The 22,840-nt window shown below is 65.7% G+C and carries 26 protein-coding genes; 8 read left to right on the top strand and 18 right to left on the bottom strand.

Going from position 1 to position 22,840, the window contains the following annotated elements:
* Window positions 1-74 precede the first annotated feature (74 nt).
* The 3 genes from Q7L73_RS07550 (at window position 75) to Q7L73_RS07540 (ending at window position 3,035) form a co-directional block, all read left to right on the top strand.
* Window positions 75-1,157 carry an AlpA family transcriptional regulator gene (locus Q7L73_RS07550; RefSeq protein ID WP_304687788.1) on the top strand — a complete coding sequence of 361 codons (1,083 nt, stop codon included), beginning with the start codon at window positions 75-77 and terminating at the stop codon, window positions 1,155-1,157.
* A 180-nt stretch (window positions 1,158-1,337) separates the two neighbouring features.
* Entirely contained in the window at window positions 1,338-1,538 is a 201-nt protein-coding gene (locus tag Q7L73_RS07545; protein WP_304687786.1) for a winged helix-turn-helix domain-containing protein, read from the top strand.
* 15 nt (window positions 1,539-1,553) lie between these two features.
* Window positions 1,554-3,035, top strand: a complete 1,482-nt coding sequence (locus tag Q7L73_RS07540) for a recombinase family protein (protein ID WP_304687784.1) — start codon at window positions 1,554-1,556, stop codon at window positions 3,033-3,035.
* Between the two features lie 1,129 nt (window positions 3,036-4,164).
* Here Q7L73_RS07540 and Q7L73_RS07535 read toward each other — a convergent pair.
* The 6 genes from Q7L73_RS07535 to Q7L73_RS07510 all read right to left on the bottom strand — a co-directional run bounded on the left by Q7L73_RS07535 (window position 4,165) and on the right by Q7L73_RS07510 (window position 8,439).
* A complete protein-coding gene (locus Q7L73_RS07535; RefSeq protein ID WP_304687783.1) occupies window positions 4,165-4,782 on the bottom strand; it encodes a hypothetical protein in 618 nt (205 codons plus the stop codon).
* A gap of 244 nt (window positions 4,783-5,026) precedes the next feature.
* Window positions 5,027-5,383 carry a hypothetical protein gene (locus Q7L73_RS07530; RefSeq protein WP_304687781.1) on the bottom strand — a complete coding sequence of 119 codons (357 nt, stop codon included), beginning with the start codon at window positions 5,381-5,383 and terminating at the stop codon, window positions 5,027-5,029.
* Window positions 5,384-5,610: 227 nt separating this feature from the next.
* A complete protein-coding gene (locus tag Q7L73_RS07525) occupies window positions 5,611-6,837 on the bottom strand; it encodes a hypothetical protein (protein WP_304687779.1) in 1,227 nt (408 codons plus the stop codon).
* Complete coding sequence (locus Q7L73_RS07520) at window positions 6,834-7,310, bottom strand: hypothetical protein (protein WP_304687777.1); 477 nt, start codon at window positions 7,308-7,310, stop codon at window positions 6,834-6,836. Before Q7L73_RS07520 ends, Q7L73_RS07525 begins: the two co-directional genes overlap by 4 nt.
* Window positions 7,307-7,897, bottom strand: a complete 591-nt coding sequence (locus tag Q7L73_RS07515; RefSeq protein WP_304687775.1) for a hypothetical protein — start codon at window positions 7,895-7,897, stop codon at window positions 7,307-7,309. Before Q7L73_RS07515 ends, Q7L73_RS07520 begins: the two co-directional genes overlap by 4 nt.
* Window positions 7,894-8,439, bottom strand: coding sequence for a hypothetical protein (locus tag Q7L73_RS07510; RefSeq protein ID WP_304687773.1), 546 nt, complete (start codon window positions 8,437-8,439; stop codon window positions 7,894-7,896). Before Q7L73_RS07510 ends, Q7L73_RS07515 begins: the two co-directional genes overlap by 4 nt.
* A 406-nt stretch (window positions 8,440-8,845) precedes the next feature.
* On the opposite strand from Q7L73_RS07510, the gene Q7L73_RS07505 reads away from it, so the two are divergent.
* The 3 genes from Q7L73_RS07505 to Q7L73_RS07495 all read left to right on the top strand — a co-directional run bounded on the left by Q7L73_RS07505 (window position 8,846) and on the right by Q7L73_RS07495 (window position 12,682).
* On the top strand, window positions 8,846-9,016 hold the full coding sequence (locus Q7L73_RS07505; RefSeq protein WP_304687772.1) for a hypothetical protein: 171 nt from the start codon (window positions 8,846-8,848) through the stop codon (window positions 9,014-9,016).
* 658 nt (window positions 9,017-9,674) lie between these two features.
* Window positions 9,675-10,649 (top strand): hypothetical protein, encoded by a 975-nt coding sequence (locus Q7L73_RS07500; protein WP_304687770.1) that lies wholly within the window; start codon window positions 9,675-9,677, stop codon window positions 10,647-10,649.
* Window positions 10,646-12,682, top strand: coding sequence for an ATP-binding protein (locus Q7L73_RS07495; RefSeq protein ID WP_304687768.1), 2,037 nt, complete (start codon window positions 10,646-10,648; stop codon window positions 12,680-12,682). Before Q7L73_RS07500 ends, Q7L73_RS07495 begins: the two co-directional genes overlap by 4 nt.
* A gap of 4 nt (window positions 12,683-12,686) precedes the next feature.
* Here the strand turns inward: Q7L73_RS07495 and Q7L73_RS07490 are convergent, their stop codons facing one another.
* The 4 genes from Q7L73_RS07490 to Q7L73_RS07475 all read right to left on the bottom strand — a co-directional run bounded on the left by Q7L73_RS07490 (window position 12,687) and on the right by Q7L73_RS07475 (window position 15,635).
* A complete protein-coding gene (locus Q7L73_RS07490; protein ID WP_304687880.1) occupies window positions 12,687-12,845 on the bottom strand; it encodes a winged helix-turn-helix domain-containing protein in 159 nt (52 codons plus the stop codon).
* An 86-nt stretch (window positions 12,846-12,931) separates the two neighbouring features.
* Window positions 12,932-14,371: a site-specific integrase gene (locus Q7L73_RS07485; protein WP_304687767.1), complete on the bottom strand. Its 1,440-nt coding sequence runs from the start codon at window positions 14,369-14,371 to the stop codon at window positions 12,932-12,934.
* Between the two features lie 462 nt (window positions 14,372-14,833).
* Window positions 14,834-15,364: a GNAT family N-acetyltransferase gene (locus tag Q7L73_RS07480; protein ID WP_304687765.1), complete on the bottom strand. Its 531-nt coding sequence runs from the start codon at window positions 15,362-15,364 to the stop codon at window positions 14,834-14,836.
* Entirely contained in the window at window positions 15,357-15,635 is a 279-nt protein-coding gene (locus Q7L73_RS07475; RefSeq protein WP_304687763.1) for a DUF1778 domain-containing protein, read from the bottom strand. Before Q7L73_RS07475 ends, Q7L73_RS07480 begins: the two co-directional genes overlap by 8 nt.
* A gap of 140 nt (window positions 15,636-15,775) precedes the next feature.
* Between Q7L73_RS07475 and Q7L73_RS07470 the strand changes: the two genes are divergently transcribed.
* On the top strand, window positions 15,776-15,979 hold the full coding sequence (locus tag Q7L73_RS07470) for a hypothetical protein (protein ID WP_304687761.1): 204 nt from the start codon (window positions 15,776-15,778) through the stop codon (window positions 15,977-15,979).
* A 299-nt stretch (window positions 15,980-16,278) separates the two neighbouring features.
* Here Q7L73_RS07470 and Q7L73_RS07465 read toward each other — a convergent pair whose 3' ends face one another.
* From Q7L73_RS07465 to Q7L73_RS07440, 6 genes are read right to left on the bottom strand one after another with little or no spacing between them, the layout of a single operon-like run.
* A complete protein-coding gene (locus tag Q7L73_RS07465) occupies window positions 16,279-16,548 on the bottom strand; it encodes a hypothetical protein (RefSeq protein WP_304687759.1) in 270 nt (89 codons plus the stop codon).
* Window positions 16,545-16,769 (bottom strand): hypothetical protein, encoded by a 225-nt coding sequence (locus Q7L73_RS07460; protein ID WP_304687757.1) that lies wholly within the window; start codon window positions 16,767-16,769, stop codon window positions 16,545-16,547. Before Q7L73_RS07460 ends, Q7L73_RS07465 begins: the two co-directional genes overlap by 4 nt.
* Window positions 16,766-17,197: a hypothetical protein gene (locus Q7L73_RS07455; protein ID WP_304687755.1), complete on the bottom strand. Its 432-nt coding sequence runs from the start codon at window positions 17,195-17,197 to the stop codon at window positions 16,766-16,768. The genes Q7L73_RS07460 and Q7L73_RS07455 overlap by 4 nt, the downstream gene beginning before the upstream one ends.
* Window positions 17,197-17,718 carry a hypothetical protein gene (locus Q7L73_RS07450; RefSeq protein ID WP_304687753.1) on the bottom strand — a complete coding sequence of 174 codons (522 nt, stop codon included), beginning with the start codon at window positions 17,716-17,718 and terminating at the stop codon, window positions 17,197-17,199. Before Q7L73_RS07450 ends, Q7L73_RS07455 begins: the two co-directional genes overlap by 1 nt.
* Window positions 17,718-17,948, bottom strand: a complete 231-nt coding sequence (locus Q7L73_RS07445) for a hypothetical protein (RefSeq protein WP_304687752.1) — start codon at window positions 17,946-17,948, stop codon at window positions 17,718-17,720. Before Q7L73_RS07445 ends, Q7L73_RS07450 begins: the two co-directional genes overlap by 1 nt.
* On the bottom strand, window positions 17,945-18,259 hold the full coding sequence (locus Q7L73_RS07440; protein WP_304687751.1) for a helix-turn-helix domain-containing protein: 315 nt from the start codon (window positions 18,257-18,259) through the stop codon (window positions 17,945-17,947). The genes Q7L73_RS07445 and Q7L73_RS07440 overlap by 4 nt, the downstream gene beginning before the upstream one ends.
* Window positions 18,260-18,946: 687 nt before the next feature.
* Here Q7L73_RS07440 and Q7L73_RS07435 point away from each other — a divergent pair.
* On the top strand, window positions 18,947-19,909 hold the full coding sequence (locus Q7L73_RS07435; protein ID WP_304687749.1) for a hypothetical protein: 963 nt from the start codon (window positions 18,947-18,949) through the stop codon (window positions 19,907-19,909).
* A gap of 115 nt (window positions 19,910-20,024) precedes the next feature.
* Here Q7L73_RS07435 and Q7L73_RS28690 read toward each other — a convergent pair whose 3' ends face one another.
* Together Q7L73_RS28690 and Q7L73_RS07430 are read right to left on the bottom strand one after the other, a co-directional pair.
* Window positions 20,025-20,183, bottom strand: a complete 159-nt coding sequence (locus Q7L73_RS28690; RefSeq protein WP_370552357.1) for a helix-turn-helix domain-containing protein — start codon at window positions 20,181-20,183, stop codon at window positions 20,025-20,027.
* 424 nt (window positions 20,184-20,607) lie between these two features.
* Window positions 20,608-22,815: a RecQ family ATP-dependent DNA helicase gene (locus Q7L73_RS07430; protein ID WP_304687747.1), complete on the bottom strand. Its 2,208-nt coding sequence runs from the start codon at window positions 22,813-22,815 to the stop codon at window positions 20,608-20,610.
* Between the last annotated feature and the right edge of the window lie 25 nt (window positions 22,816-22,840).

Here is a 22,840-nt window from a genome sequence, read left to right as displayed (position 1 = left end):
TGGTTACCTGTAAGCAGGTAAAGCCAGCAAACCTGCTGCGCTGCTCAGCCCGACTCGACATGCTGTGCGCCGGCATGAGCAGCAGCGGCAGACAACACCGCAGACAGGGCCTGGGACCGCGAGACTCGCGCGAGCTGTCCGAAGTGCTGCGGCGGATCGAGCTGCTGCCGCTGCATGACCAGGGCATGGTGCTCGTGCGGCTTGCGAATGCGTTCGCTGATCGGCCGGAGAAGTCAGCGGAGCGGCTTCAGGCTGAGCGGATGGCGGCGGCCTATAAAGCGATCTTCGATGTCTACGAGGCGCTTGATCTGCCGTTGGACAGACCGATCACGGCCAAGCAGTTCAACGCCGCCAATCGCCAGCTCGGGTTGGACTGGAACTGGCAGAGAGTCAACCGCGCGTGGGGCTCGTGGAAGACCGCCATGCGTGTCTTTCTCGGAGGGCAGGCGCACTCTCTTCCCGGTGATCGCGCACTCAAGATCGTTCGAGATCACGCGAGCACTGATCGCCGGCCGGCGAGCGAGTCGCTGCGTCTCTGGCTCGAATCCGGGCCGAGACATCGGGGCATGGGTTCGTACAGTCGCTGGGCGGAAAGCCAGAACGAGATACGAGGGGACGAGCTGAAACACCTTCTCGGCGGCGGCATCGAAGCAGCGCGCGGAATGCGATTCCCGCTCGCGGTCGAGACTGTTGAACGCGAAATGGCAGGCGACGCCCCAGCCGACATACTCGACGGCACGGTGATCACCGTCGACGGCACTGAGCTGGTAACGCTGGACGGCATCGCCCGGCTGACCAACCGAAGTCGCCCCGACGCTCGCGGGCTCACGACACGAGAGGGCTTTCCGCCGTCGGTAGCGAGAATCGGCATCCAGAAGCTTTGGCTTCTCGATGATGTACACCGCTTCCAGCGCGGCGAACCCATCACCAGTACGGCGGACCAGTTCGCTACCCGCGTACTTACGGTTGAAGACCTCGCGCACCGCTTCAGAATCAGCCCTGACGCAATCCGCCACCGACGTAGCCGAGCACCGCAAACTCTTCCTCCACCGAGCCAGCCAAGGCTCAAAGCAATCTGGTGGGAGCCAAGCGCGGTGGAAGCGTGGATGCGGGACCATCCTGAACACGGCCCGAGACGGCGCCGGCCCGTCCCGTGACTTGTGGATAAGCAGCCGATATCGCAGCAGAACCTGTGAACGTTTGTGGGGAGCACGATTTTCGACTGTGATTCCTACCTGAAACGTTCGCTGCGGCGGGGAACGCGAACTTAGAAGCAGCCCCTGCTGTCGCGCGTGCGCGGCCTGCTGCGCCGCACGGAACGGTCACGAGCCGGCCGATTGCGCGTCGGGCCGCTGGAGCTGGACCCGGCGGCGCGCACGGTCCACCTCAACGGCCGGCTGCTGCCGCTGTCGCAGAAGGAGTACGCGCTGCTGCGCACGCTCGTCTCGGATGCCACCCGTGTCTGGACGAAGGACGAGCTGCTGAAGACGATCTGGGGCTTCAGACAGCTGGGTTGCAACCGAACACGCACCCCATAAGGGGCGGGAGCGGCGATGTTGCAGCTTGAAGACCGCAGGACGATGACCACGAACTCGACGCTCGACGGCTACATACGCGTCAGCCGACGTGGGAGACGCACAGGCGAGCGGTTCATCTCTCCGGGAGAGCAGAGAAAGGCGATCGAGCGGTGGGCTCGCGAGAACGACGCGCGGATCCTCCGCTGGCATACCGATATGAGCCGCTCAGGCGGCACGATGGAACGCAGAGGCCTCCGCGCCGCGATCAACCGCCTGGAGAAGGGGCAGACCGGCGGAATCGTCGTGGCTTGCCTCGACCGGTTCTCCCGGACCGCCGTAGGGGGGATGGCGGCGATCGAGAAGATCGACAGACTCGGCGGCCGCGTCGTCAGCGTCAAGGAACACGTCGATCCGTACTCCGCCACCGGCCGGCTCCACCTCGGCCTGATCCTGGTCATCGCGGAATGGCAACGCGCCACCGCCGCCGAGTCGTTCGAGCTCGCCATCCGCAACGCGGCCGAGCGCGGACTCTTCGCGAAACGGACCTCGTACGGTCTGATGAAGGACGAGACCGGCCGTCTTGTCCACGATCCCGAGACGGTGCTCGTCGCCCAACGCATCGTGACGCTGCGCGCCTCCGGCAGAGGCTGGGCAGCCATCGCGGCGCAACTCACCCGCGATGAGATTCCGACACCGACTGGCAAGACACGATGGTCGAAGACGACGCTCATTGGGATCGTTCAGAGCGAGTCCCTCATTGGCGTCTGGAACGGCCCGTTCGGCCTCCGGCTCGAGAATGCCTGGGAGCCGATCGTCGACGTCCACCTGTGGCAGAAGGCGAACGCCGTCAGAGGCATACGAGACGACGCTCGAGCCTACAACGACCGCACCTTTGCCGGGCTCGCTCGCTGCGCTCGCTGCAGGCGCGTGCTCACCCGAGAGGTGAACAACACCGGATACGTCAGCTACGGGTGCGCGATCGTCGGCTGCAGAGCCGTCGCAGTGGGTGCTCACCTGCTCGACGACTACGTGACGAGACTCCTCGACGCGCGGCTCGCATGGTGGCGTCTCAGAGCAGAGCGCGACGACGACGGGACGATCGAGAAGCTCGCAGCCGACAAGAATCGGGCCGAAAAAGAGTTCGTCGCCTGGCGCGACGACACCGACCTTCGTGAGGTGATCGGAGACGCTGACTATCGAGAAGGGTTGAAGGCACGCGCTCGCCGGCGTGACGAGACCGAAGACGCGCTCGCAACCGCGCGTGCTGCACGGCTCGGCGACGCTGCCGAGATCGCCTCCGATCTCGAGGTGCGGCTGGACGACCTTGAGTGGACGGCTCGCCGTCAGATCGCCGAGGCCGCGATCCACGCCATCTGGGTCAGACCGAGCCGGGTGCGCGGGCCAGCAGCCGGCGCCTACGTGTCCGAGCGGCTCTTGGTCGAGTACATCGACTCCAGGAACCCACACGACAAACCGGACGGTGCTTCACGCGCTGAACCCACGCCGGTGACGTGGTGACGACCGTCGCAACACCGGCGTGAAGCGCACACCTGGAGATGCTGCCGTCATCAGCTCGGCAAGCAGCCCCATCACGTCTGGAGGCATCGGCTCCGAAGCTTGATTCGACGAGGGTGACCGCTCGGCCTCTCGGCGATCTAAAGGACGCGACCTCTGCTGCTCAAAATCGGGGCGTATGTGGGAATACACGCTCTATAGAGGGCGATGCACTCAAACTTCGCCCCCCAGTCCCGTGCGCAACATTCGCGTTGTCCCGCGGTGCACGACCTCCTGGGTGCGGTCTAGCCGCTCGCGGTGATCAGAAAGTCCTGATTTGCAGGAATTTCGGTTCATTCGGGCGTGCTGCAGGTTCGGTCGGATGCTGTCCGATTCATGGCGATTGTGGGCGATTCTGCCACTCCGCGCCAAGAGTGGCAGGGCCGCCGGCCGGGCGCGTGCTGCGGCGCCGCGGCAATCTGCGGCGGTTCCCGCCCGGCGCCGGGGCCGGGCGGGAACCGCCGCTGTGTGGGCTGGCGTCAGGGGCCTAGGCGTGGTCGGTCGCGCGCTTTGGCGCGTTCGACAAGATGACGTTCGAGAGAACGGCGCGGGCTCTCTCGCCAGCCTTTGTAGAGGAGCGGCAGGCCGACTAGAGCGAGCACGCAGACGGCCATCCAGAAGTTCGGTTCCACCAACATCGAGAGTCCCCTTCGATCGCCCGAGCCCAATGCTCAGGACTCCTGACATTGTGGCGCAGGAGCGGGACGCAGATGCGGTCATTTTCTCGTGTATACCGGGAAACTCGGCGGTGCGACTGGACGATTTCCCCGATGACACGAGGCGTGGACGCCGTAGTTGAACGGGTCGACGTGCTCGTCGTTCTCGACGACGATCGGGACAGGATAAAGCCGGCCTCGGCTCGCTCACACTCTCGCATCGCGCCGGCGAGCCCGCCGCCTCGGCCGCGGCTTGCGACAGAGGCCGGCCGTCCTCGAGCGGCGCGCCGGGGTCGAACGGGCCGCGCGGAACAGCTTGACGAGCGCGTCGCGTGCCGCGACGAACTCGTCCGGCGGCGCGGCGTAGATCGCGTCCTCGCCCGGCACCGCTCCTCAGCTCGCCGGCGTTGCGGGCTGTTGGCATCGGCCTGCCACGTTCAGCTTGGCAGTTCGGTGCCGAAGTAGAGCCGCACCCCCGGCAGGTTGGCTCTCTGGAACGCCGTCTCGGCGCCTACCTGCTGCGGTGTGGCGCCGGCGCGGTTGTTGATGACGCTTCCCTCGGCCTGCACGACGCCGGCGCGCAGTTCGAGCCACTCGTCGCTACTCGTCGGCGCGAAGGTGCGGGCGGGGCCGATCACACGCGCGGCCGCGGCGACCGCGAGCTGGGCGAGCTGACCGTCGACGCTGCCCGTCTGCTGGCTCAGGTCAGCACAGAGGCGCTCCGCGAGGGCGGCACTCCAGATCGAGACGACGTCGTCGGTCATTACGCGCCGCTGCAGGCGCCAGCTGCCACGTGCCCAGATCCGTGGCGAGATCGCGGCCGCGTCGGCGTCGATCGCGCAGCAGAGCCGAGGCGGCAGATTGGTACGCAGGAACGCGTCACGCTCGAACGCTGCGATGCGCGAGAGGCGGCCTGCGGCTACCGGCTCGCCGAGTCGCGCGCCGAGAAGCAACCGCATGGCGGATGTCGGGATCGGCACCTCGAACTTGTCGAGGATCTCGCCGATCGCGGTCGGCAGCGAGTCGGCGCGAGGTTGGCGTCGGCGAGCGAGCATGAGAACACTTTAGCGAATACCTACGCGGATGCAGTACCGCTCGATTCAGGCAGCTCGACGCGCGCGTCGTAAACCCGACTCCGTAGAACACCTCGCCGGCTTCGCCGATCGATGATCGTCTCTTCCACGATGCGACAAACCGAGCTGGCAGTGCGCGACTAGGGCTGACGCGCCGCTTCAGCGACCTGATCGGCGTAGATCGTCTTCGGCTTTGCCGCCGAACGCAGCTCGCGCGCGAGCCGGGCTACGGCATGTTCTCCGGCAACGTGACGTCGTAGTGCTTGGCGACCATTCGACGCTCGGCTGCCCACCAGCGTTCTCTAGCTGCCGCGATCTCCGGGGTCACTCTAAGTCTGCCGTATTCGGTTGCCAGCTTGCCTCTGTTCGTTACCTCGAAATACGCTTCTGCCGCCGCGATGAAGTCGTCGACCAACGGGTCGTCGACGAGCGAGACTCGGAAGTTGTCGATCTGTCGGCCGTCAAAGCTGAGCTGCGGATCCGGCAGAAAAACAACGCGTCCAACTGGGACTGAAGGTGGCGTCACATCGCGACGACGCCCTCGCGAGTCGCGCCAGACCGCATGGAACTCGGCTTCGATCATGACTCCTGGAAACGTCTCCCAGAGAGCCCAGCCGTACTCGACAGCTCCGCCGCGTTCTCTGGCGCAACTGGCGGCATTCAAAACGCACTCGCGCGGCTTGCAGCCTCTAAAGGGTCTTGGCTCAAGCACCACCGGCTCGGCATCTGGCACGATGCCTGCGACCAAGGCGCGTACTGCTGGATGGTCCCGCAGCGCGGGTCTGGGCAGCGGAGGCAGTCCGTAGGGCATCACGAGAGCGCGGCTACCCATCTAGGCAGGTGCTCGATTGATCTCCGCGCCTTTTTCTTGGTGGCCGGAGCTATGCCCTGCGCCTGGTTGATCTCAATCGTCAGCGCTTGAAATTCGTTCTGCAACGCATCCGCCGCAGTCGCTGTATCCATCGCCGCCCAGACGGCGATCTCTTCGGCGCGGCACCAGACCGAGTGCTTCATCAACTCGTGATAGTCAAGCTCGAAGGGCGCGCGGTCGTTGCAATGAGGACATGGGCAGCTGGTGAGGTCGGGGCTGGCCTCATGCAGCTGCTGAGCGAGATCCTGCATCACATATCGGTGGGCTCGGCGCAGGTAGTAGCGAGCTGGAGCTGCGCCCGCGCTAGGCAGTTCCTCCCAGGCTCGATGCTCGCTGAATCCCACTCCGTGAGATGAGCCGCGCAGCCCGAACGTTCCGAGAAGCACGCTGAAGAACCCTCCGTAGAGGCCGAACGGCGCGTGGCCCTGTGCGGCGGCGTTGACGATCGCGTCACGATAGGCGACCAACTTGGCTGGCTCGACGTTGTGCTCGTCGAGACCTGACGCCCAAAGCACGATCCGCTCCGGTCTTGCGAGTTCGGAGATCAGGCTGTCCAACACGCTGCTGTCGACAGCGCAAACCACGCGATAGCAGGGCAATGCCGTCTCTCTCGCTGCCGCGCACGTCTCGGCATATAAGAGCTTCGACCGCTCCCACCACGGATCGTCAACCCCACCGCAGGCAAAGTAGGGCGGCAGGATCGCCTCCGGACCCTTGGCGTCTGCCTCTCTCACCGGCTCTTTCAGCCGTCTGGCGTACTTGCTGAACGAGTTTGTATTGGCCGTTTCGTACGCCGTGTTGAACTCCACCCACTTTCGGGCAATCTGCTGCACTCGCGCGTCCGGGAAGGCGCTCGTCGCGGGCGGCGCGCCGCGATCCACGACCAATGAAGGATCGTCCAGCAGTTCGGCTAACGCCTCGTGTGACTTCTTCGGCGCTACCAGCTTTTGTTGAAAGAGCGGAAACCGAGGATCTATGACGTATGGCGGCGAGTCCGAAGTCGCCGAAAGCGTGAGCACAAACCCGCCGGTGCCGTGCCGCTGGTACGCGGCGATAGTCGCTGGAACGACGAGCCCGTCGTATCTTCGCCGAAGCGCGATAAACGTCGATTGGTCCGTCGAACCGTACGCGACGTAATGCGCATAGGGATGCTCGAACGGCGTCACGCGAAGTGCTCGCCCGCTCGTGATCGAATCGCCGTGCGGAGGCGTTGTGTTACCGCCGCCGGCGGCGACTGTAGGAGCGGGGAGACGAGCGGCATCGCCACATCATTCTGAATCACGATGAGACCCAAACCCAGTTCTCGTGCCCACTCGATGCCGTCGGGCTTGGGCCGGTTCCCCGTGACCACCCAACTTCGGTGGAAGCTGGAGCGGTTGTACGCCCCCTGCTCCAGAACGCGTTGAAGGCGGCCGATCTTCAGTTCGAACGCAGTGGTCATACCGCGTTGCGTGAGGAGAGCGAGGTCGACGCGACGACCGAGCCACGGGACCTCATGCGCGACAAGAGTTCGGGTTCGAAGGCGGCCGGTCGCGACGAGCCACCGCATGAGGGTCGGCATCAAGGCGGACTCGCCCTCGCTGAAGTCGCTCGGCCGAGGCAGATGATGGAGGAGCAACGCTTGCGCTTCAGGGCTCATGACGGACTTCCGGCGTCGGTCCCGCTAGTGCCGGCGAGGATCTCTCCGCGAGAGAGGCGCGACTGGCAGACGGTGTAGATGCCGGTGACGAAGGCGAGTATCAAAGCGCTGACGCCGACGAGGGCAAAGCCGACCGGGCGGACGATGCCCGGGACGTCGATCGCGTCAGCATAGAAAGCGGTGAGCGCGACAAGCCCAACGAGGAGCAACGTGAGTCCCGCGATAAGCGGCACATGGACCACCTTCTTTGCTCGGTCCAGGGCCTTGAGCATCCTGTCACGAGCATCGCCATACTCGGTCGCCTGTTCGGCTCGCGCGATCAGAGGGCTGAGATCGGCGATCACGTCGACTGGGTCAAAGGGAGCTTCGTCTGGCGGAAGGATTTCGTTGATCTCGTCACGGAGCTCTCGCAGTTCGTTGGCAGCCTTGTCGTTCAAGACCGCGGCGGCGAGTCTCACGCGCGCGTCCCATTCGTTGTGGATGTCGCCTCGGGCTCTTGCAGCTTTGAAGATGCCCGCGCCCAACACCAGCACCGCCGCGACGCCGCCCCAGATGACGCCGGCCTGTTCCCCCGAGTCGAGGCTCAACGTCCCAGGATCTCGTCTCGGATCTCTGACTTGTCTGTGAACTGCGGATAGCGCTCGTACACGTAGCGGACGAGTTGGCGCAGCGGCAGCGACGCGAATCTCTTCTTGAAGTCGCGAAGCACTAGCTCGGCTTCCGGCGGCAACTCCGACAACAGTGCTCTGTAGTAGTCCATGCCGCGCTCGGTCAACTCGAAGTCGCGAGTGGTGTACGGGTCGACGTCACCGCGGTCCATGAGCGCGCTGACCGATTCCCAGCCGTCTTCAGCGCTCTTCGCTTGTCTGGCCGAGTCGCGGAGGAGGTCATAGGCGGCCAACTTGTCAGCGGCCTCGTAGACCTTCGCGGAGAACGGCCCGAACCGCCACGACCGAAAATCAGCTCTTTCGGTCATCCACTTGCTGACAGGTGTCTCTCGCTCGAGAAGAAAGATCAGCTTCTCAAGCCGCGTGACGCCGTCGAGGCGGCCGGGTGGTTCTCTGCCGCCGGGTGCCCCGAGGACGAGAACGATCGCGTCATCCGTTTCGAGTGGGGGCGTACTAGTCATCGGCGCGAGCATAGTCGCAAGTGCCCAGGACGAGACGCGCCAGCGTCGAGGCGACAACCCCTAACAGCGCCGAGAAGTCAGCGTCGTAGCCAAGCTCCGTCTGTCGGAGAGGCGTTTTCATAAGTGACCGTTACCGGTCCCGCAACCCGCTGGGCCCGGCGCCGCCGGCGACGACGCACTAGCTGACCCTCACCCTCGGCCCGTTCCCGTTCCAGTGCGGCGAAGGCGAGCTGCACTTCGACGGCGTCGACTGCGGCGTGCTGCTGCGCGAGGCCGGCCTCGGCCGCCTGCAGCGTCTCGCACGGCGACGGCGGCGGTCTCGGCAGCGCCCTCTGTCTCGCGCGGTCGCGCTGCGCCTGGCGCTGGGTCGCGGGCGGCTCCGTCGGCGCGCGGGTAGATGAGCTGCATGAAAGCGGTCGCGATCGTCCTGTGCGTGGTGGCGGTCGTCGCGATGGCGACGGTGATCCGCGACATGGTGGTCGGCCGCGACGAGGCGCGGCGCGGGTGGCTGCTGCGGGTCGTCGCGGTGGTGGCGTTCGTGGCGACGGTGGTGCTCGGGGCGCTCGCGGGGCGGTGAGCGGGGCGGCTCCCCGGGCGGTGGGTCGTCTCCATCTTCAACCGCTACCGGTCCCACATACCGATGGCAGGTAGCCGAGGCACAGCGGCGTCGCGCCGGTGACACGCCGGCGCGACCGCCTGGACCACAATCGGCAGCTCGACGTGGGGTCTATCGGGTCTGGAAGTGCTTATTTGCAGGGCTTTTATGGGTCGTATGGTGGTGCTCCGTACGGCGCCTGGCGGCGCGGATCATCGTCGATAACCGGCGATCCACGGCGATTCTGCAACTCGACGGCGTGAAGTTGCAGAAATCGGCGCCGGCCAGGCCGTCGCGCGGTGGCCGCCGCCACCTGTTCGTTGCTCCACAGCAAGGATGTTAGTGCGAAGGCCAGTCTGGTTTTCGGTTTCCCATCGGTTTGGAGTGCCGCCCGTGGGCGTACCTCAGATACGGTTCGGATATGGAACCGGGAATAGGGGACGGGGCAAGAGTCCGGACAGCCACGCGCGAGGATCTCAAAGCCAGACTGCGGAGAACCCTGACGAGCTGCAACCTGAACGTTCTGATCGGGGCTGGGGCATCTGCGCCATACATCAGGCCCCTTGGATCTGTCGAGGAAGTCCTGACTGACCTTGCCGACCAGGAACAGGCGACTTGGCCGGTCTACGCCCAGTTTTTCGTGGAAGTAGTCCAGGCCAGCGCCCACCTTCGCGCATCCATAGCTGAAGAAGCAGGTGAGGTCCGCACGGGGTACGAGTCGTTTCTGACTGATCTCAACCACGTCATCCTGAGCCGCGGGCGAGGGCGAGATGCGTTCGTGAATCTCTTCTCCACGAACATTGACATCGCAGTGGAAGCAGCAGCCGACAAGATCGGAATCGAACTGAACGACGGCTTTTCTGGCACGCTCGATCCCCAGTTCTCGCCCTCGAACTACGGGACGGTGATGGAGCGGGTCAGCCGTCTCTATCGGCACCGCGCGACCGTACCTGTCTTCAACCTCGTCAAGATTCACGGATCGTTGTCGTGGGCCTTCTCGGCTGGGGAGGGCTCTCGCCATATACGTCGTGATCCGTCGCTCGGACACGTTGATGCTGCTCGTGACGCGCTGACGGGGCTCGGGTGGAGCGACCTCAGAGCGACCACTGGTCTCGAAACGCTGGATCGCTCTGAGCCGGTCTTGGAGACGTTGCGGGCGTGGGCGCCAGATCCGGACACCCTGGACAAATGGGCCGAATTTCAGGGTGCGTACAGACAGCTGCCAATCATCAACCCGACCAAACAGAAGTTCGGCGATACGGTCCTCGACCAGACCTATTTCGATCTGTTTCGGATCTTCGCGAACGAGCTGGAGTACGAGGAGACCCTCCTGATCGTCGCGGGCTTTTCGTGTCGTGATGAACACATCCGGACCGTGCTGGAACGGTCGGCCCGTCAGAACCCGACGCTGACTGTTCTCGTCTTCGCGTATATGACAAAGCAGATTGACGAGCTGCGCGCCGCACTTGCCGGATGCGAAATTCCGAACCGCAACATCGTCATTATCGACCCCGGCGAGGGCAACACCTTCACAATCAGGGACATCGGACACCTGCTGCGATCCGTCGCCGACCCCGCGAGCGTTCCCGAGAAGGCCGAGGCAGAAACAGCGTGAGTGCCAGACACGATGGTGGCCGCGATCTCGCGCTCGCGGCGGCAATCTTCCGCGTCGGAGAGGTCGTCGCTGTACGCGGCGGCAAAGTGCAGGTGCTGGTCGACGCGCAGAAGAACACTCCGTATCTCGCTTACCAGGGCGAGATGGTTCGCAATGTCTCGGTCGGTTCGTGGCTCATCATCGAAAAAGGCTTCGACCGTCTCGTTGGCGTTGTCGAAGATGAGGAGTTGCGGCCTCGCAAAGACCGACCATGGGAAACCGAGCGAGCACTCTCGCTGAGACTTGTAGGATCACTTGAAGGGGCCGGCTTCAGAGTCGGAGTTCGTGACTTCCCGCTCATTGGTAGCGAGGCGTTTCTCCCGAGCAGGGACCAACGTATTGCGCTGTATTCGTTCGTCAAGAGGGTCGAGCGAGCCGGATACAGCGACGAGCCCGTCACGGTCGGGACGATGGCTGATGACTCTGGAGAAGAGATCCGCATCGGTGTCAATGCGCTCTTGGCGAACCATACGGGGATCTTTGGAAATACCGGTAGCGGCAAGTCCTACACCCTCGTGAAGCTCCTTCATGAGGTCTTCTCTGACTGGCACGCGGCACCAGGCTTCCAAGCTTCCCGCTTCGTGGTTCTGGACTTCAACGGCGAGTACGTCAGCTGGCCTGACAGAGACACCGGGGAACTGATCGAGCCCATCACCGCTGAGGCCGGCGTAACTCGCATCACTCTCGGAGGCGGCACCGGTGGGGATCGCATTCGTGTGAGCGACGACTATCTCCATACAGCAGAGTTTTGGGAAGTCTTGCTTGATGCGACCGAAAAGACACAAGCGCCCTTTTTGAAGCGGACTCTCGCGAGCGACTATCTCACCAACAAGACTTCTGGGATGGGTTTTGTCGAAGAGATACGGCGTATCGTCGGCACTGCGATACGAGCTTCATCCAACTCGATCGATCAAGGCTTCTTCGCTGACCTCGTCCAAGGGCTCCGTGATCTCGTAGGCGAAAAAGCATTCTCAAATTTTGGCGAGGCACTTGCCGTCGCAAACCGGATCGGTCATAGCGCGCGTGGTGACACGTTTACGCTTGATGGCGACTATGGAGATAACAGCGAGAGAGCCAAAGTGATGGCCGAGAAGATCGTGAGCAATCTCCGACAGGATGGCCCCGGTCCTGTAAGCGGCGTCGCCAGGATTGTCCGGATGTTCTACCTCAGCTACTGGGGCCAAACGGCAATGGGCTGGATCCAACAAAATCACATCAAACCGCTGATCACACGGCTGGCCACTCGGCGCACCGAACTCGAAGGTGTGTTTGCATCAGACGATGGCGGCACCGACGTTGGTGCGACTTCGCTTACCATCGTGTCGCTGAAAGACCTTCGTCCAGAACTTCGTAAAGTCGTCGCTCTCCTCGTCGCGCAAGAGCAGTATGAACGCCAGAAGAGACTTGTCCGGGGCGAAAGCTCGTTGCACCTCATCATCGACGAGGCTCACAACGTGTTGTCCTGGGCCTCTGCGCGCGAAGCGGAAACGTGGAAGGACTATCGGCTTGAGGTCTTCGAGGAGATCGTCAAGGAAGGACGTAAGTTCGGGACCTTCCTGTTTCTTGCTAGCCAACGCCCGCAGGACATCTCGCAAACAATCCTCTCGCAGCTCCACAACTACGTCTTGCATCGGCTGATGAACGAGCGAGACATCGAGGCCGTCCGAAACGCGGTCGCGTACGCGGACCGCGCGACGATTGAGGCTTTGCCGCATCTGCCGACCGGAACCGCCGTCCTCGCTGGCCAGTTCACGCCGTTCCCGGTGCTCGTGCAGTTCGGCGCGGTTCCGCCGCAGAACCTCCCGAACAACGAGACGATCTCGCTCGTGAAGCTCTGGCGAACCGGTAGGGACGGCCGGACTCATCAGTCCGCCAGTGAGCCGGCGGTTCAGAATGCTCCGGCGGCAGCCGTCGCAGTATCGGAGACTGGTTTCCCTTCGCCAGCAGACGAATCAAGGGAAACCCAAACATCGGACGACGACATCCCTTTCTGATCCCTCAGCTCGCCGAGGCCGCGAGCCATCCGTCCGTAGCCTTTCTGGCAACCCCAGCTTTCTCCATCTGCTTGAGCGTCCGGTCTGCCGATCCGCGGCCGATGCCGGTCGCCTCCGAGATTTCTCTGGTGGTTCTGGGTCCGTTGGCGATGGCGGCGAGGATCTTGTCTCGGTTGTGGCTGCGTGTGGTGCGGGTGCCGTTGGTGGCGCCGGCGCTTTGCTGGCGTTCGATGGCTCTGATGACGGCGTTCAGCTCGGCGAGGGCGGTGATTCTGTCGGCGAGCTTGTGCTCGACGGCGGCGCGTTCGGTGGTGATCTCGGTCTCGATCGTGTCGCGCTGGGTCTTGAGGGTGGTGAGGGTGTCGTCGATGACCTGCATGGTCTGCCTCCTCGGCGTTGGGTTGGGTTAGGCGGCGAGGGTGTTCGGCGGCTCGTCGGTGCGGGTCTGGGCGGGGTGCTGTTGACCAGCTCGCGCAGGCGAGCGCGTTGGGTCGGGTCGGTGGCCATGTCGTGGGTGTAGACCTCGAGCGTGAACTCGTAGCGGGTGTGGCCGATCTGTCTCTTGGACGTGACGGGGTCGGTGCCGAGCGCGGCGAGGATCGACGCGAACGCGTGCCGCAGCTTGTGCGGTGAGAGCCCCTCGGGCAGTGGGCTGCGACCCTTGGAGATCAGCAGCTCGTCGGCGGCCTTCAGGACGGGCTCGACGACGCGGTTGCGGACGTTGTCCTTGTCGCGGATCCCGCCGGTCCCGGTTGGGAAGACGTAGTCGTCGGGGTCGGTGTAGTCGCAGTCGGCCTTGTAGTCGGTCAGGGCGGCGTGGAGGATCGGGACAAGGTCGATGGTGCGGATTCCGGCCTTGGTCTTGGATCTCGTGATCCGCAGCTTGCGGTTGGCGAGGTCGACGTTGCGCCATCTGAGCAGGCACAGCTCGTGGGCGCGCAGGCCGGCGAAGATCAGCGTCGCGATCGACGGCAGCCGGCCCGCCATGCGGTAGCGGGGCTGGCGGTCGAGGCCGGCGGCGGCTTGCAGCAGCGCCTCGATCTCATCGACGCTCTCCAAGTGCGCGGCCTGCTTGGGCGGGACGGCGAGCCGACGGCGTCTCCCCTCCGCCGGGTTCTCGGGGATCAGCTTGTACTCGACGGCCTGCGTGAGGATCGTCTGGAGGATCTCGATCGTCTTGTTGATCGTCGTGGCGCCCAACGGCCGCAGCACGTACTCGCGTCTGCGGATTCTCGCCGTCAGCGGTCTGCCGGCCTCGATCGCCGCGCCGCGGGCGCGGGACTGGCTGACCTTGTGGCGGCGGTAGTCGTCGACGAGCTGCGTGTCGATCTCGTCCAGCACGTAGTTGCCGAAGAACGGCCGCAGGTGCAGGTCGACCGCCCAGCGCTCGAATGCGACCGACCGCTCGGAGACCTCGCCGACGCGGCCTTCGAGGTAGCCGGCGGCGAACGTCTCGAACGTCGGGATCGTTCTCTCCTCGACGCGCTCTCGGGCGCGCTTGGCCTTCGTGCGGTCCGGCGGCAGCCAGATTCTGCGGCGCACGTCGGCCATCACGTTGGCGTACTCCTCGGTCGCTCTGCGGTCATCCCAGCCGTCTGTGCGGGTGCCGAGCGTCACGTAGTGCCGCTCGCCCTCGGAGGTGAACCGCAGGACGTAGACCGAGCCGCCGTCGAAGGACCGCTCGAACACTCCACGCGCAACTCGGCGCTCTCTCACACTCATTCGCGTCTCACCACCTATTCGGTTGAACTCGCGAGAACCGAGACTCCGATCGAGCGGCCGTGAAGGAGCAGCGGCCTATCCGATCGGCTGGTTCATCGCCTTGGTGGCCGGGCGTTCGCCCCGTCCCGACCGTGTTTTCAGCGTACAACGAGCTTAGCTCGACGCAGCCCCGAAGCCAAGCGCTATTTCAGTGAATCCACGACAATTCGACAGCATCCCCGGGCATCCGATTATTCGTTTCACGAACATGGATGCACGGGGATTGGTGGCACGCGCACTAGGCAGCCCACGGCATCCCGGCGGGGAGGCGCCGAGGCGTGTCAGAACCCCACGTAGCGGCCACGCGCCGCCGCGTTGGACCAATCCACCACACGCACCACCCCCGGTCCTGTCAGAACGCCCAAGTCGCCGCGCGGGCGCTCTCGTCGGCTAGGCCCGGGTCTGGATGGCGTCGAGCGTCGCGTCGATCTCGCTGGTCAGGAGGTAGAGGTCGGTGTCGGTTGGGTCGTCGGGATGGAACGACTGAAAGCCGAGGCGCTCCCACCATTGGCGGGCGCGAGCATGGAGGGCGGTCACGACGACGGCGCGGCAGGCCGCCTTGGTGTTGATCTCGGCCGCGGTGGCGAGCACGTGCGCGACGAGCGCGGTGCCGACGCCGAGCCCAGCGTGCGTTGCGTCCACGGCAAGACGACCCAGCAGCAGCGCGGGGACGGGATCAGGAGCGTGCTTGGCAACCGCAGCGGGTGCTGCACTGCGATCGATCGCGGTCATGGCGAGGCTCGCGTACGCGACCACGGTGTCTTCGCGTGTGGCGATGACCCAGGTAGCCGCTGTGTGGCGGCGACGGTTCTGGCCGGCGTAGCGGCGCAGCCAGTCGTCGAGGGCGGGCTCGCCGGAGTCAAAGCCGCTGCGATCGTGTCGCGCGGGGTCGAGCGGCTCGGGACGCCGGAGATCAGTCAATCCAGCGGAAGCCGCGCGGGCGGTCCAGCGCGGCAGCCAGCCGCTCGTTGACCCTCGCCGGCTGGGCGAGCGCGTCGCTGAACGCCTCGGCCGCCTGCGGCGAGAGCTTGATCGCCGTCCGCTCGGCGAGCACTTCCTCCGCGTGTTGAGCGGCGGCTTGAAGCACGAACGCCGAGAGGTTCTGATGGGTGGCGTCGGCCGCGCGCTCCAGCAGCTGCTTTCGCTGCGGGTCGACGCGGATCTGGAGGCGCTCGTCCTTGACCGTGGCCATGTACTCACTATGGCAGTACGTTTCACGCTGGTCAACAGCAGATATGTGGGATCCCCGCTGTTCGCTCGCAGCGCGAACCGGCCTTGCGCCGAGCCGGCTCGGAGCGCAGCATCGGCAGCGGAGCTGAGTACGCTGGATTTGTGAGCCGCCCGGATCGCGACAGGCCACCAGCCGCCCCCGGCGACTTCGTCCGCGACCCGCTCGCCAATCCGGCCGCGATCATCGCCGCTCGTGAGCGCTCCATGGCCGAGCGTCTTGAACTCGCGATCAGTTGGAACAAGGTCGCCTCCGAACTTCGCGAGGGCATGGTCCGAGCGACCGAGCAAGCCGCGCACAGACGTTGACCGCTGCGCCGGCAGCAGCGGCTTAGACGCTGGACGGGCAGCTCCCGAAGCAGCGCCAATCGGCAAGAACAACAGAGGTACTCTCCATAGAGAGATGTCGCCGGGCTGCGACACCCTGAGATCGCCCGCGTGGCGGGCGATCTCGGTGTCTCTGACTAGAATCCAGAGCGAACTGAATTTGGCCGAAACGAGCCAGTAACCGAACTGGCGAGCGAACATAGGGAACGAACTGGTGAGCGAACCGGCGCGCGAACTGCCTGAAACGGCCACAGGCGGCCGGGTCGAGGGCGGCTCCCGGCTCAGCATTCGTCGCCGTCGTCATCCTCCTCCCGCGTCATCTCGCGTGCGAAGTCGGCGGCGGCTCGGTACATGGCGACGCATTCGTGGCAGAGGGCGCCTTGGCGGGGGACGTAGTTCTTCTGGCACTGGCATATCTGTCTCCACCTCTCGGGCGGCGGGGTGGGTTTGCCGTCGTTGTGGAAGTGGCCGAGGTATATGCGCTGGGGGCCGTCAGAGAGGTCGAGTTCGAGGTAGTGCGGGCGGGCGGGTATGTGGTCGTCGCCGGTCATGAGGTCGGCTCCTGAAAGCTGATGGTGAGGCCGAGGGCGTCGGCTTCGTCGGCGTGAAGCTGCTGGGCGCGGGCGGTGAAGTCGGGCGTCGACCGGCGGGCTTCGGCGTGGCGGCGCAGTGCGTGGCGCAGGACGGCTGCTCGGGACTGCTCGTCCACGCGGGCGAGCAGGGCGAGGGTGGCGGCGTCGGTGTCGTTGAGCCGGAGCGTCATCGCCTTCATGACGGCGGCTCCGGGGTCGGGGCGGTGGCGTCGATCTCGATCGCTCGCAGCAGGCGCAGCAGCTCGCGGGTGGTGTTGTTGGCGGTCGCGATGTCTTCGAGGCCGGCGGCGCCGCGCCAGTAGTCGTCGCACTCGGCGGCGAGCAGGGCGATCGTGGTGGTGAGGGCGTCGTGGACGGCCGTCGCCAGCACGTCGCGCTCGCCGGCGATCTCGATCGGGCGGCGGGCCGGGGAGAAGTCGAGCTGGTCGAGCAGCTCGTCGACCTCCAGCAGCGCATCGCGGTGGGCGCGGGTCGGCGCGAACTGGCCGCTGCCGGGCTCGCTGACGATCGCCTTGGAGATCGTCTCGGCCTTGGCGGCGTAGTTCGTCATCAAGGCGTCGACGACGAGCGGGGTCAGGCGGGCGGGGATCGCAAGGAGAGTGCGCATCAGGGCGTCCCGCCTTCGCCCGCGCCGCCCGCGAACGGGTTGCGGATGGTTACTGGCTCGGCGTCGAGCGGAGCCGACGCCGCGGATCGGATCTCCTCGACCTTCAGCGCCAGCGCCTTGATCGTGTCCGTGAGGGCGTGGAGGCGGTCGGTGTCGAGGAGGTCGTGGCTGTCGTCGGCGGTGTTGCTGAGCAGCAGCACGGTGTCGCGGATCGCGCGGGCGAAGACGCGCTCCAGCAACGCGGCCGGGGCGTCCAGGTGCGGGGACGCGGCCTCGGTCGTCGTCGGCGGGTTCGCCCAGGTCAGGCGGGCGATGACCCCGCCGAGCGCGACGATCTGCTCATGACGGACGCGCAGACCATCGAGCACGTCGGGGTCGATGTCGTCGTGGTCGGCCCACGGCAGCTCGGGCGGCGTGGTCGCGTCGTCGTACTCGCCCATGACGGCGACGAGCACGATCGGCAGCAGCTCGGCCGCAAACGGCACGCGCAGCACGCGGCCTGGCTCTTCGAGCGTGGACATCAGCGCTGCCCTCGCCGAATCCACTGCTCGACGTGGTCGAGGCGGACGCTGAAGCCGGCGAGCAGGTCGGTGACGTGCTCGCGCAGCAGGCTCTCGTCGGCCTCGATGCGGGCGAGGTGGACGAGCGTGGCGTCGCGGACGAGAGCCGCCTTGGCGATCTCCAGGCGGTCGGCGTGGAGGCTGAGCTTCGACCAGGCGTCTCTGTCGAAGCGGACGGTGGTGGAGATCATCTGCGGCCGCCTCTCGACGAGGAGCGGCGGCGGCGTGACGCGCCCTCGCCGAAGCGTTGCTCGAACAGGGCGATCAGCTCGGAGAGCGGGACGTCGAGGCCGCTCGCGAGCTTGCGCAGGACGCGCCAGGTCGGGTTGATCTCGCCGCGCTCGATCGCGCCGACGTAGTTGCGATGCATCCTCGCCGCGAAGCCGAGGCCCTCCTGCGACAGCTGGCGGCGGGCGCGGGTCTCTCGCACCGCGGCGCCGAGCACGCCCAGCTCGGCGCTCTGCAGCGGCCTGCCTCTCTTCGAGGATCTGATGACCGGCATGACTGCCTCCTGATGGTCGGAGGCACCGGCACGCGAAACCACGCACAGGCCGAAGCGGCACGGACCGAGACGGCGTGCGCGACAATCAGCCGGTACCGGAGTTCCTGCTCCGGTGCCAGGCCCCGGGGCGTTACCGCGCCGCCGGGGCCACCTAGTAGAACCGGGCGACCGTAGCTCGACGCACGGCGCCAAGCAACCAGGAATCCGGCGGAATCCACGGGCATCCCCACCGATCGCCCCGAAAACTGCAACTAGTTGCAGATTGCCTGGCGATCACCGGCGATTCGCAACGCCCCCAGAAACGAAGAAACCCCCGCGCTAGCAGGGGCTTCTTGAGGGGTGAGTGACGGGACTTGAACCCGCGACCGCCTGGACCACAACCAAGCGGCCGTCTCGCACGCGGCCTGCTGGCATGCGGCAGAACTTCAAGTACTGCGGGCATCATGGGCTGCGCACGGTTGGCGCGTCGGCGCGCTTTAGGTCTGATCATGCGGAAGAGGCGGGTCTCGGACCAAAATCCCGTCACTCGCGCCTTCTTCCGGCGCGCGTGAGGGGGGAAGATGTGGGCTCTAACGCTGTCGTCCCTCTTCGCCATCGCTCTTAGAACCGTCCTTCGGCCCGTAGCGCATCTCGGTCCGTGCTGCTCAAGTTCCGAAGTCTGCGCAGTCTTCGTCTTGAGTGTCTTCCTTGTACGTCGCGGATGGCCTCGACACCGCCGCGCATTTCCGAAATCACATCTTCCCAGACTTCGGAATCTGGCGGATGGGCTGTCGGATCGTCGTTGTAGAGGTCCATCCAGAAGTAAGCCGCCGAGACGATCTGCCACTCAGGGTCGTCGAGCGCCCGCGCGAGGGTCTCTTCGTGGCGTCGCCAGACAGGCGTTCGGACCGGGGCCGATGGGGCTTCCGCGTTGCCTTCACACCACAGTTCGAAGTCGGTGACGAGCCGCTCCAGTTCGCTTCCCACGAGTCGCGCGGCGACGGTCCCCTCCCTTCGGGCGCCTACGCCTTCAAGGTAAAGAGCGATGCCAGCGTTCAGGACACCGCCGACGATCACACCGAGAAGGCCGAAAAGAGCGGCAGTCACGCCGACATCCTATGGCGACGCCGCCTCGATGGTGCCGGTTTCCGGTCCGGCTACCGATGGGACCGGCGCCGGGCGCCGGCAGCAGGCGGTAGCGTCGCCGCAGATGACGCCGCCCACAACGTCGCTGACGATACCGTCGGGGGCATGACGACCAAGGAGCGGCTGCATAAGCTCGTCGATGACTTGACGGACGTGGAGGGCGAGCAGGCGCTGCACGTCATCGCGTCGCGACGTGGGCACGTGGCACAGGCCAGTTTGCCGTCCTCGATTGTTCTCGACGAGACGCAGGCGCAACGGTTCTTGGACGCGCTCGACGCGCAGGCTGGGTTCGAGCCGGGCCGGGCCTGCGGCGCTTGGTCAACCGGCCGCACGTGTTCGGCGGGTGAGCAAGTTCGCGCGACGGAGCCCCTTGAACAGCATGCTCGAATGGCCGCTCTCGGCTCGGCGCTACCGAGACTGGCCTGTGTCCTGGCTCGTCCTACCTCGGCGATCGAAGCCTCACGGGCGGGAACGCGGTTTCCAGGCGGCGACGGGCGCCGAGCATCCGCTCGGCCTGTGTTCTAAGCGAGGGCCGCGCGGCCAGATCGCCGCGGTCAACGCCGCACTGGAGGCATCGCTTGGGAACCTGCGGCTAGTCGTCGCCGACAGGGCTCTTGCCGTTTAGGTCGTCGAATCCCCACTAGCTCGGCGTCGTGGTGCGCAGCGTGGCCTCGATCTCCTGGCGGACGAACCGAATTGTGCGACCGAGACGCGCGCACGGAAGCACGCCTTGGCGAGCGAGCCGGTAAACAGTGGAAGGGGGTAGCTGGAGCAGTTCGGCGACCTCCCTGGCAGTCATGACGTCCTCGCGCGTCAGTCGAGGACGGCGGGCATGTTGATCGACAAGATTTAGGCGCATAGCTGCTGTTCTACCAACCGAGCCCACCTCATGCCTTCCGGTCTCCCGGACTGGTGCGGGGCGGCTTGTCGGAGGTCAGGGCTCGGTGCGAGCCTCGTGCACGGCCCGCACAGCGACCGCCATCGCCTCGTTCTCCGTGAGGTTGAAGCGCGCTCGAACGCGCCGCACCGTCGCCGGCCGGACGTCGCCACAGCATGCGCGTGGTCGCATTGTTGCTGACGCTCGCGGAACTCTCCTGACGGCCGCGCCCGGCGCTCGCGACTGATCCCTTCGAAAGGTCGCATACCGGAGCCTGGGCCATCGGCCTGACGCTGCTCTGGCGAAGGCTCTGCCGCGACACCAAAACTGACCTGGATCGAACCGTTCACCTTCGACACCGCTCGACCGCTCGCCGGGCAACCCCCTCACACCGCAGTTGCCCGCCGCGCCGCTCGAACCGGCCGACGGCGCGTCGTCCTGACCGGCCGTCGAGATCGATGAACATGCAGGTCTCAGCAGGCGTGCCGCCGCGCATCCGTCCGGTCGCGCACGCACGATAGGTCCCGTTTCGCGTTGGCTTGACCTGGATCTGTCTGTAGCGGATCGGCTCTCTCATACGCGCGATGTCTCTGCGCAGCAGCTGGGCGGCGCGACTCGCGTCCTGGTCGCGGTCGTCAGCTGATCTGTTGAGGATCATCGGGGCGAAGGTCACCACAACGAGCAGGGCGACGGCGATCACGACGAGCCGCTTGACTGCCGGAGGGACGGAGAAGCCGCCGCGGCGTGCCCGAGGCCGCCGCGCTGGGGCCGGGCGTACCGCCGGCGTGGCCGGCTGCGGTTGCGTCGTCATCTCAGGCGTCGCCGGCTGCTGATCGGGGTCGGGTGTTTGTGCGAGCGCGCCGGGTTCGTACTCTCCGGCGCGGAGCAGCTCGACGACTTCGGGATTGCAGACGTCGCAGCACTCGTAGATGGGGACGGGTCTGCTGCGGTCGCTGAAGGTGCGGCTGAGGATCCGCATGGAGAGTCCGCGGGGCCGGCGCGGTCTCGGTGCCTGAAGGTGGTCGAAGATCGCGTAGCGGAAGCACTCCTGTGACTTGTGGGAGACGTCGTACATCTCTCGGATCCGAGCGTGCTTGTCTTCCAGGACGGCTGCGGTCTCAGCCTGCGTGCGGTCGCCGCTTTCGACGAGGTCGTCGCAGTTGCGTCTCGCCAGCCATTGGAGCAGCCCGCGCTCCTTGTGGCCGCCCGTGAAAAGGATCGAGAGCGCCGGCTGGCCGTCGCGTCCGGCGCGGCCGAATTCCTGTACGTAGTCCTCGATCGAGGAGGTCGTCTGCCAGTTGACGACCACCCGCACGTCGGGCACATCAAGCCCCATACCGAAGGCGTTGGTGCAGATGATCGCTCGCAGATCCGGTCCAAGGCGGCCGGAGAAGCGCCCTTCCAGCAGTTCGCGGTCGGCTTCCGAGAGTCTGCCGTAGTAGAGCGGCAGGTCGTAGCCGAGGTCGGCAAGCAGATCTCTCACCTCGCGACCGACTCTGACGGTGGGGATGAAGACCATGAGCCGGCCGCTGCCGGCGGCGTCGAGTCTGGCGAGCAGCCTGGCGATGATCTCCGCACGCTGTCTCGCCTGAGGCTCTCGGACGCGAGCCATCGTGATGTTCGGGCGGTCGACGTCGACGGCGAGAACCTTCGCGTCCGGCACGCCGAGCGAGTCAAGGATCCGCTGCTGCGTTCTCGGGCTCGCGGTCGCCGTGAACGCGAGCACGGGCGGGTTGCCGAGCGCCTGGCGGATCTCGCCGAGACGGCCGTACTGGAGCCGGAAGGAATCGCCCCAGCTGTCGATCACGTGCGCCTCGTCAACCACCAGGAAGTTCGGCCGCATCTGCTGCAACCGCATCAGCTCCTGCTCAGCCGCCGCCGATCTCCGCTGCCCAAACCGCTCCGGCGCCATGTACATCAACGACCACGCGCCCTGGTCGAGCAGCTCGAGCCGCAGCCCCAGTTCCCGCCGGCTCAGGTCGCTGTTCACGTACGTGCCCGGGATCTTCTTCGCGTGCAGGCCCTTGACCTGATCGGTCATGAGCGCCCGCAACGGCGAGATCACCACGGACGTCGGCTGGCCCTTCAGCACCGCCGGCAGCTGAAAGCAGATGCTCTTGCCGCCGCCCGTCGGACGGATCACCAGCACCGACTCACCGCGCAGCGCCGCCATCACCGCGTCCATCTGACCTTCACGGAACTCTCTGAGCCCGAACAGATCCAACCCCGCGCGCAGCTGATCGGTTTCCTCAGGCAGCTGCCGGCGCCAGTCCAACAGCTTCGCCAGCCGCACCGCCCACCGCTGAATAGTCCGCTTCGCCAACGACACCTGCAAGCCGGGATGGTGACCGGCGTGACAGCCATCGCAGAGCGTGACGCAGTTGCTCGGCTCGTCCCGGCCGCCAGCAAACCGCGGAATCAGATGATGGACATCCAGCTCGGAGCGGGGGACATCCTCCTCACCACACTCGACGCACGTCCAGCTGTCGCGTCTGAGAACGATCTGGCGGACCTCCTGCCAGACCTCCTCCTGCTCCGGGGAGCGTCTCGGCACCCGCCGCGCTCTCGGATGCGTCTCA

This window comes from Conexibacter sp. CPCC 205762 (assembly GCF_030646155.1).
In the GTDB taxonomy this organism is placed as follows: domain Bacteria; phylum Actinomycetota; class Thermoleophilia; order Solirubrobacterales; family Solirubrobacteraceae; genus Conexibacter.
The sequence above is the reverse complement of the archived record's forward strand: the minus strand, read 5'-3'. Positions and strand labels throughout refer to the sequence as shown.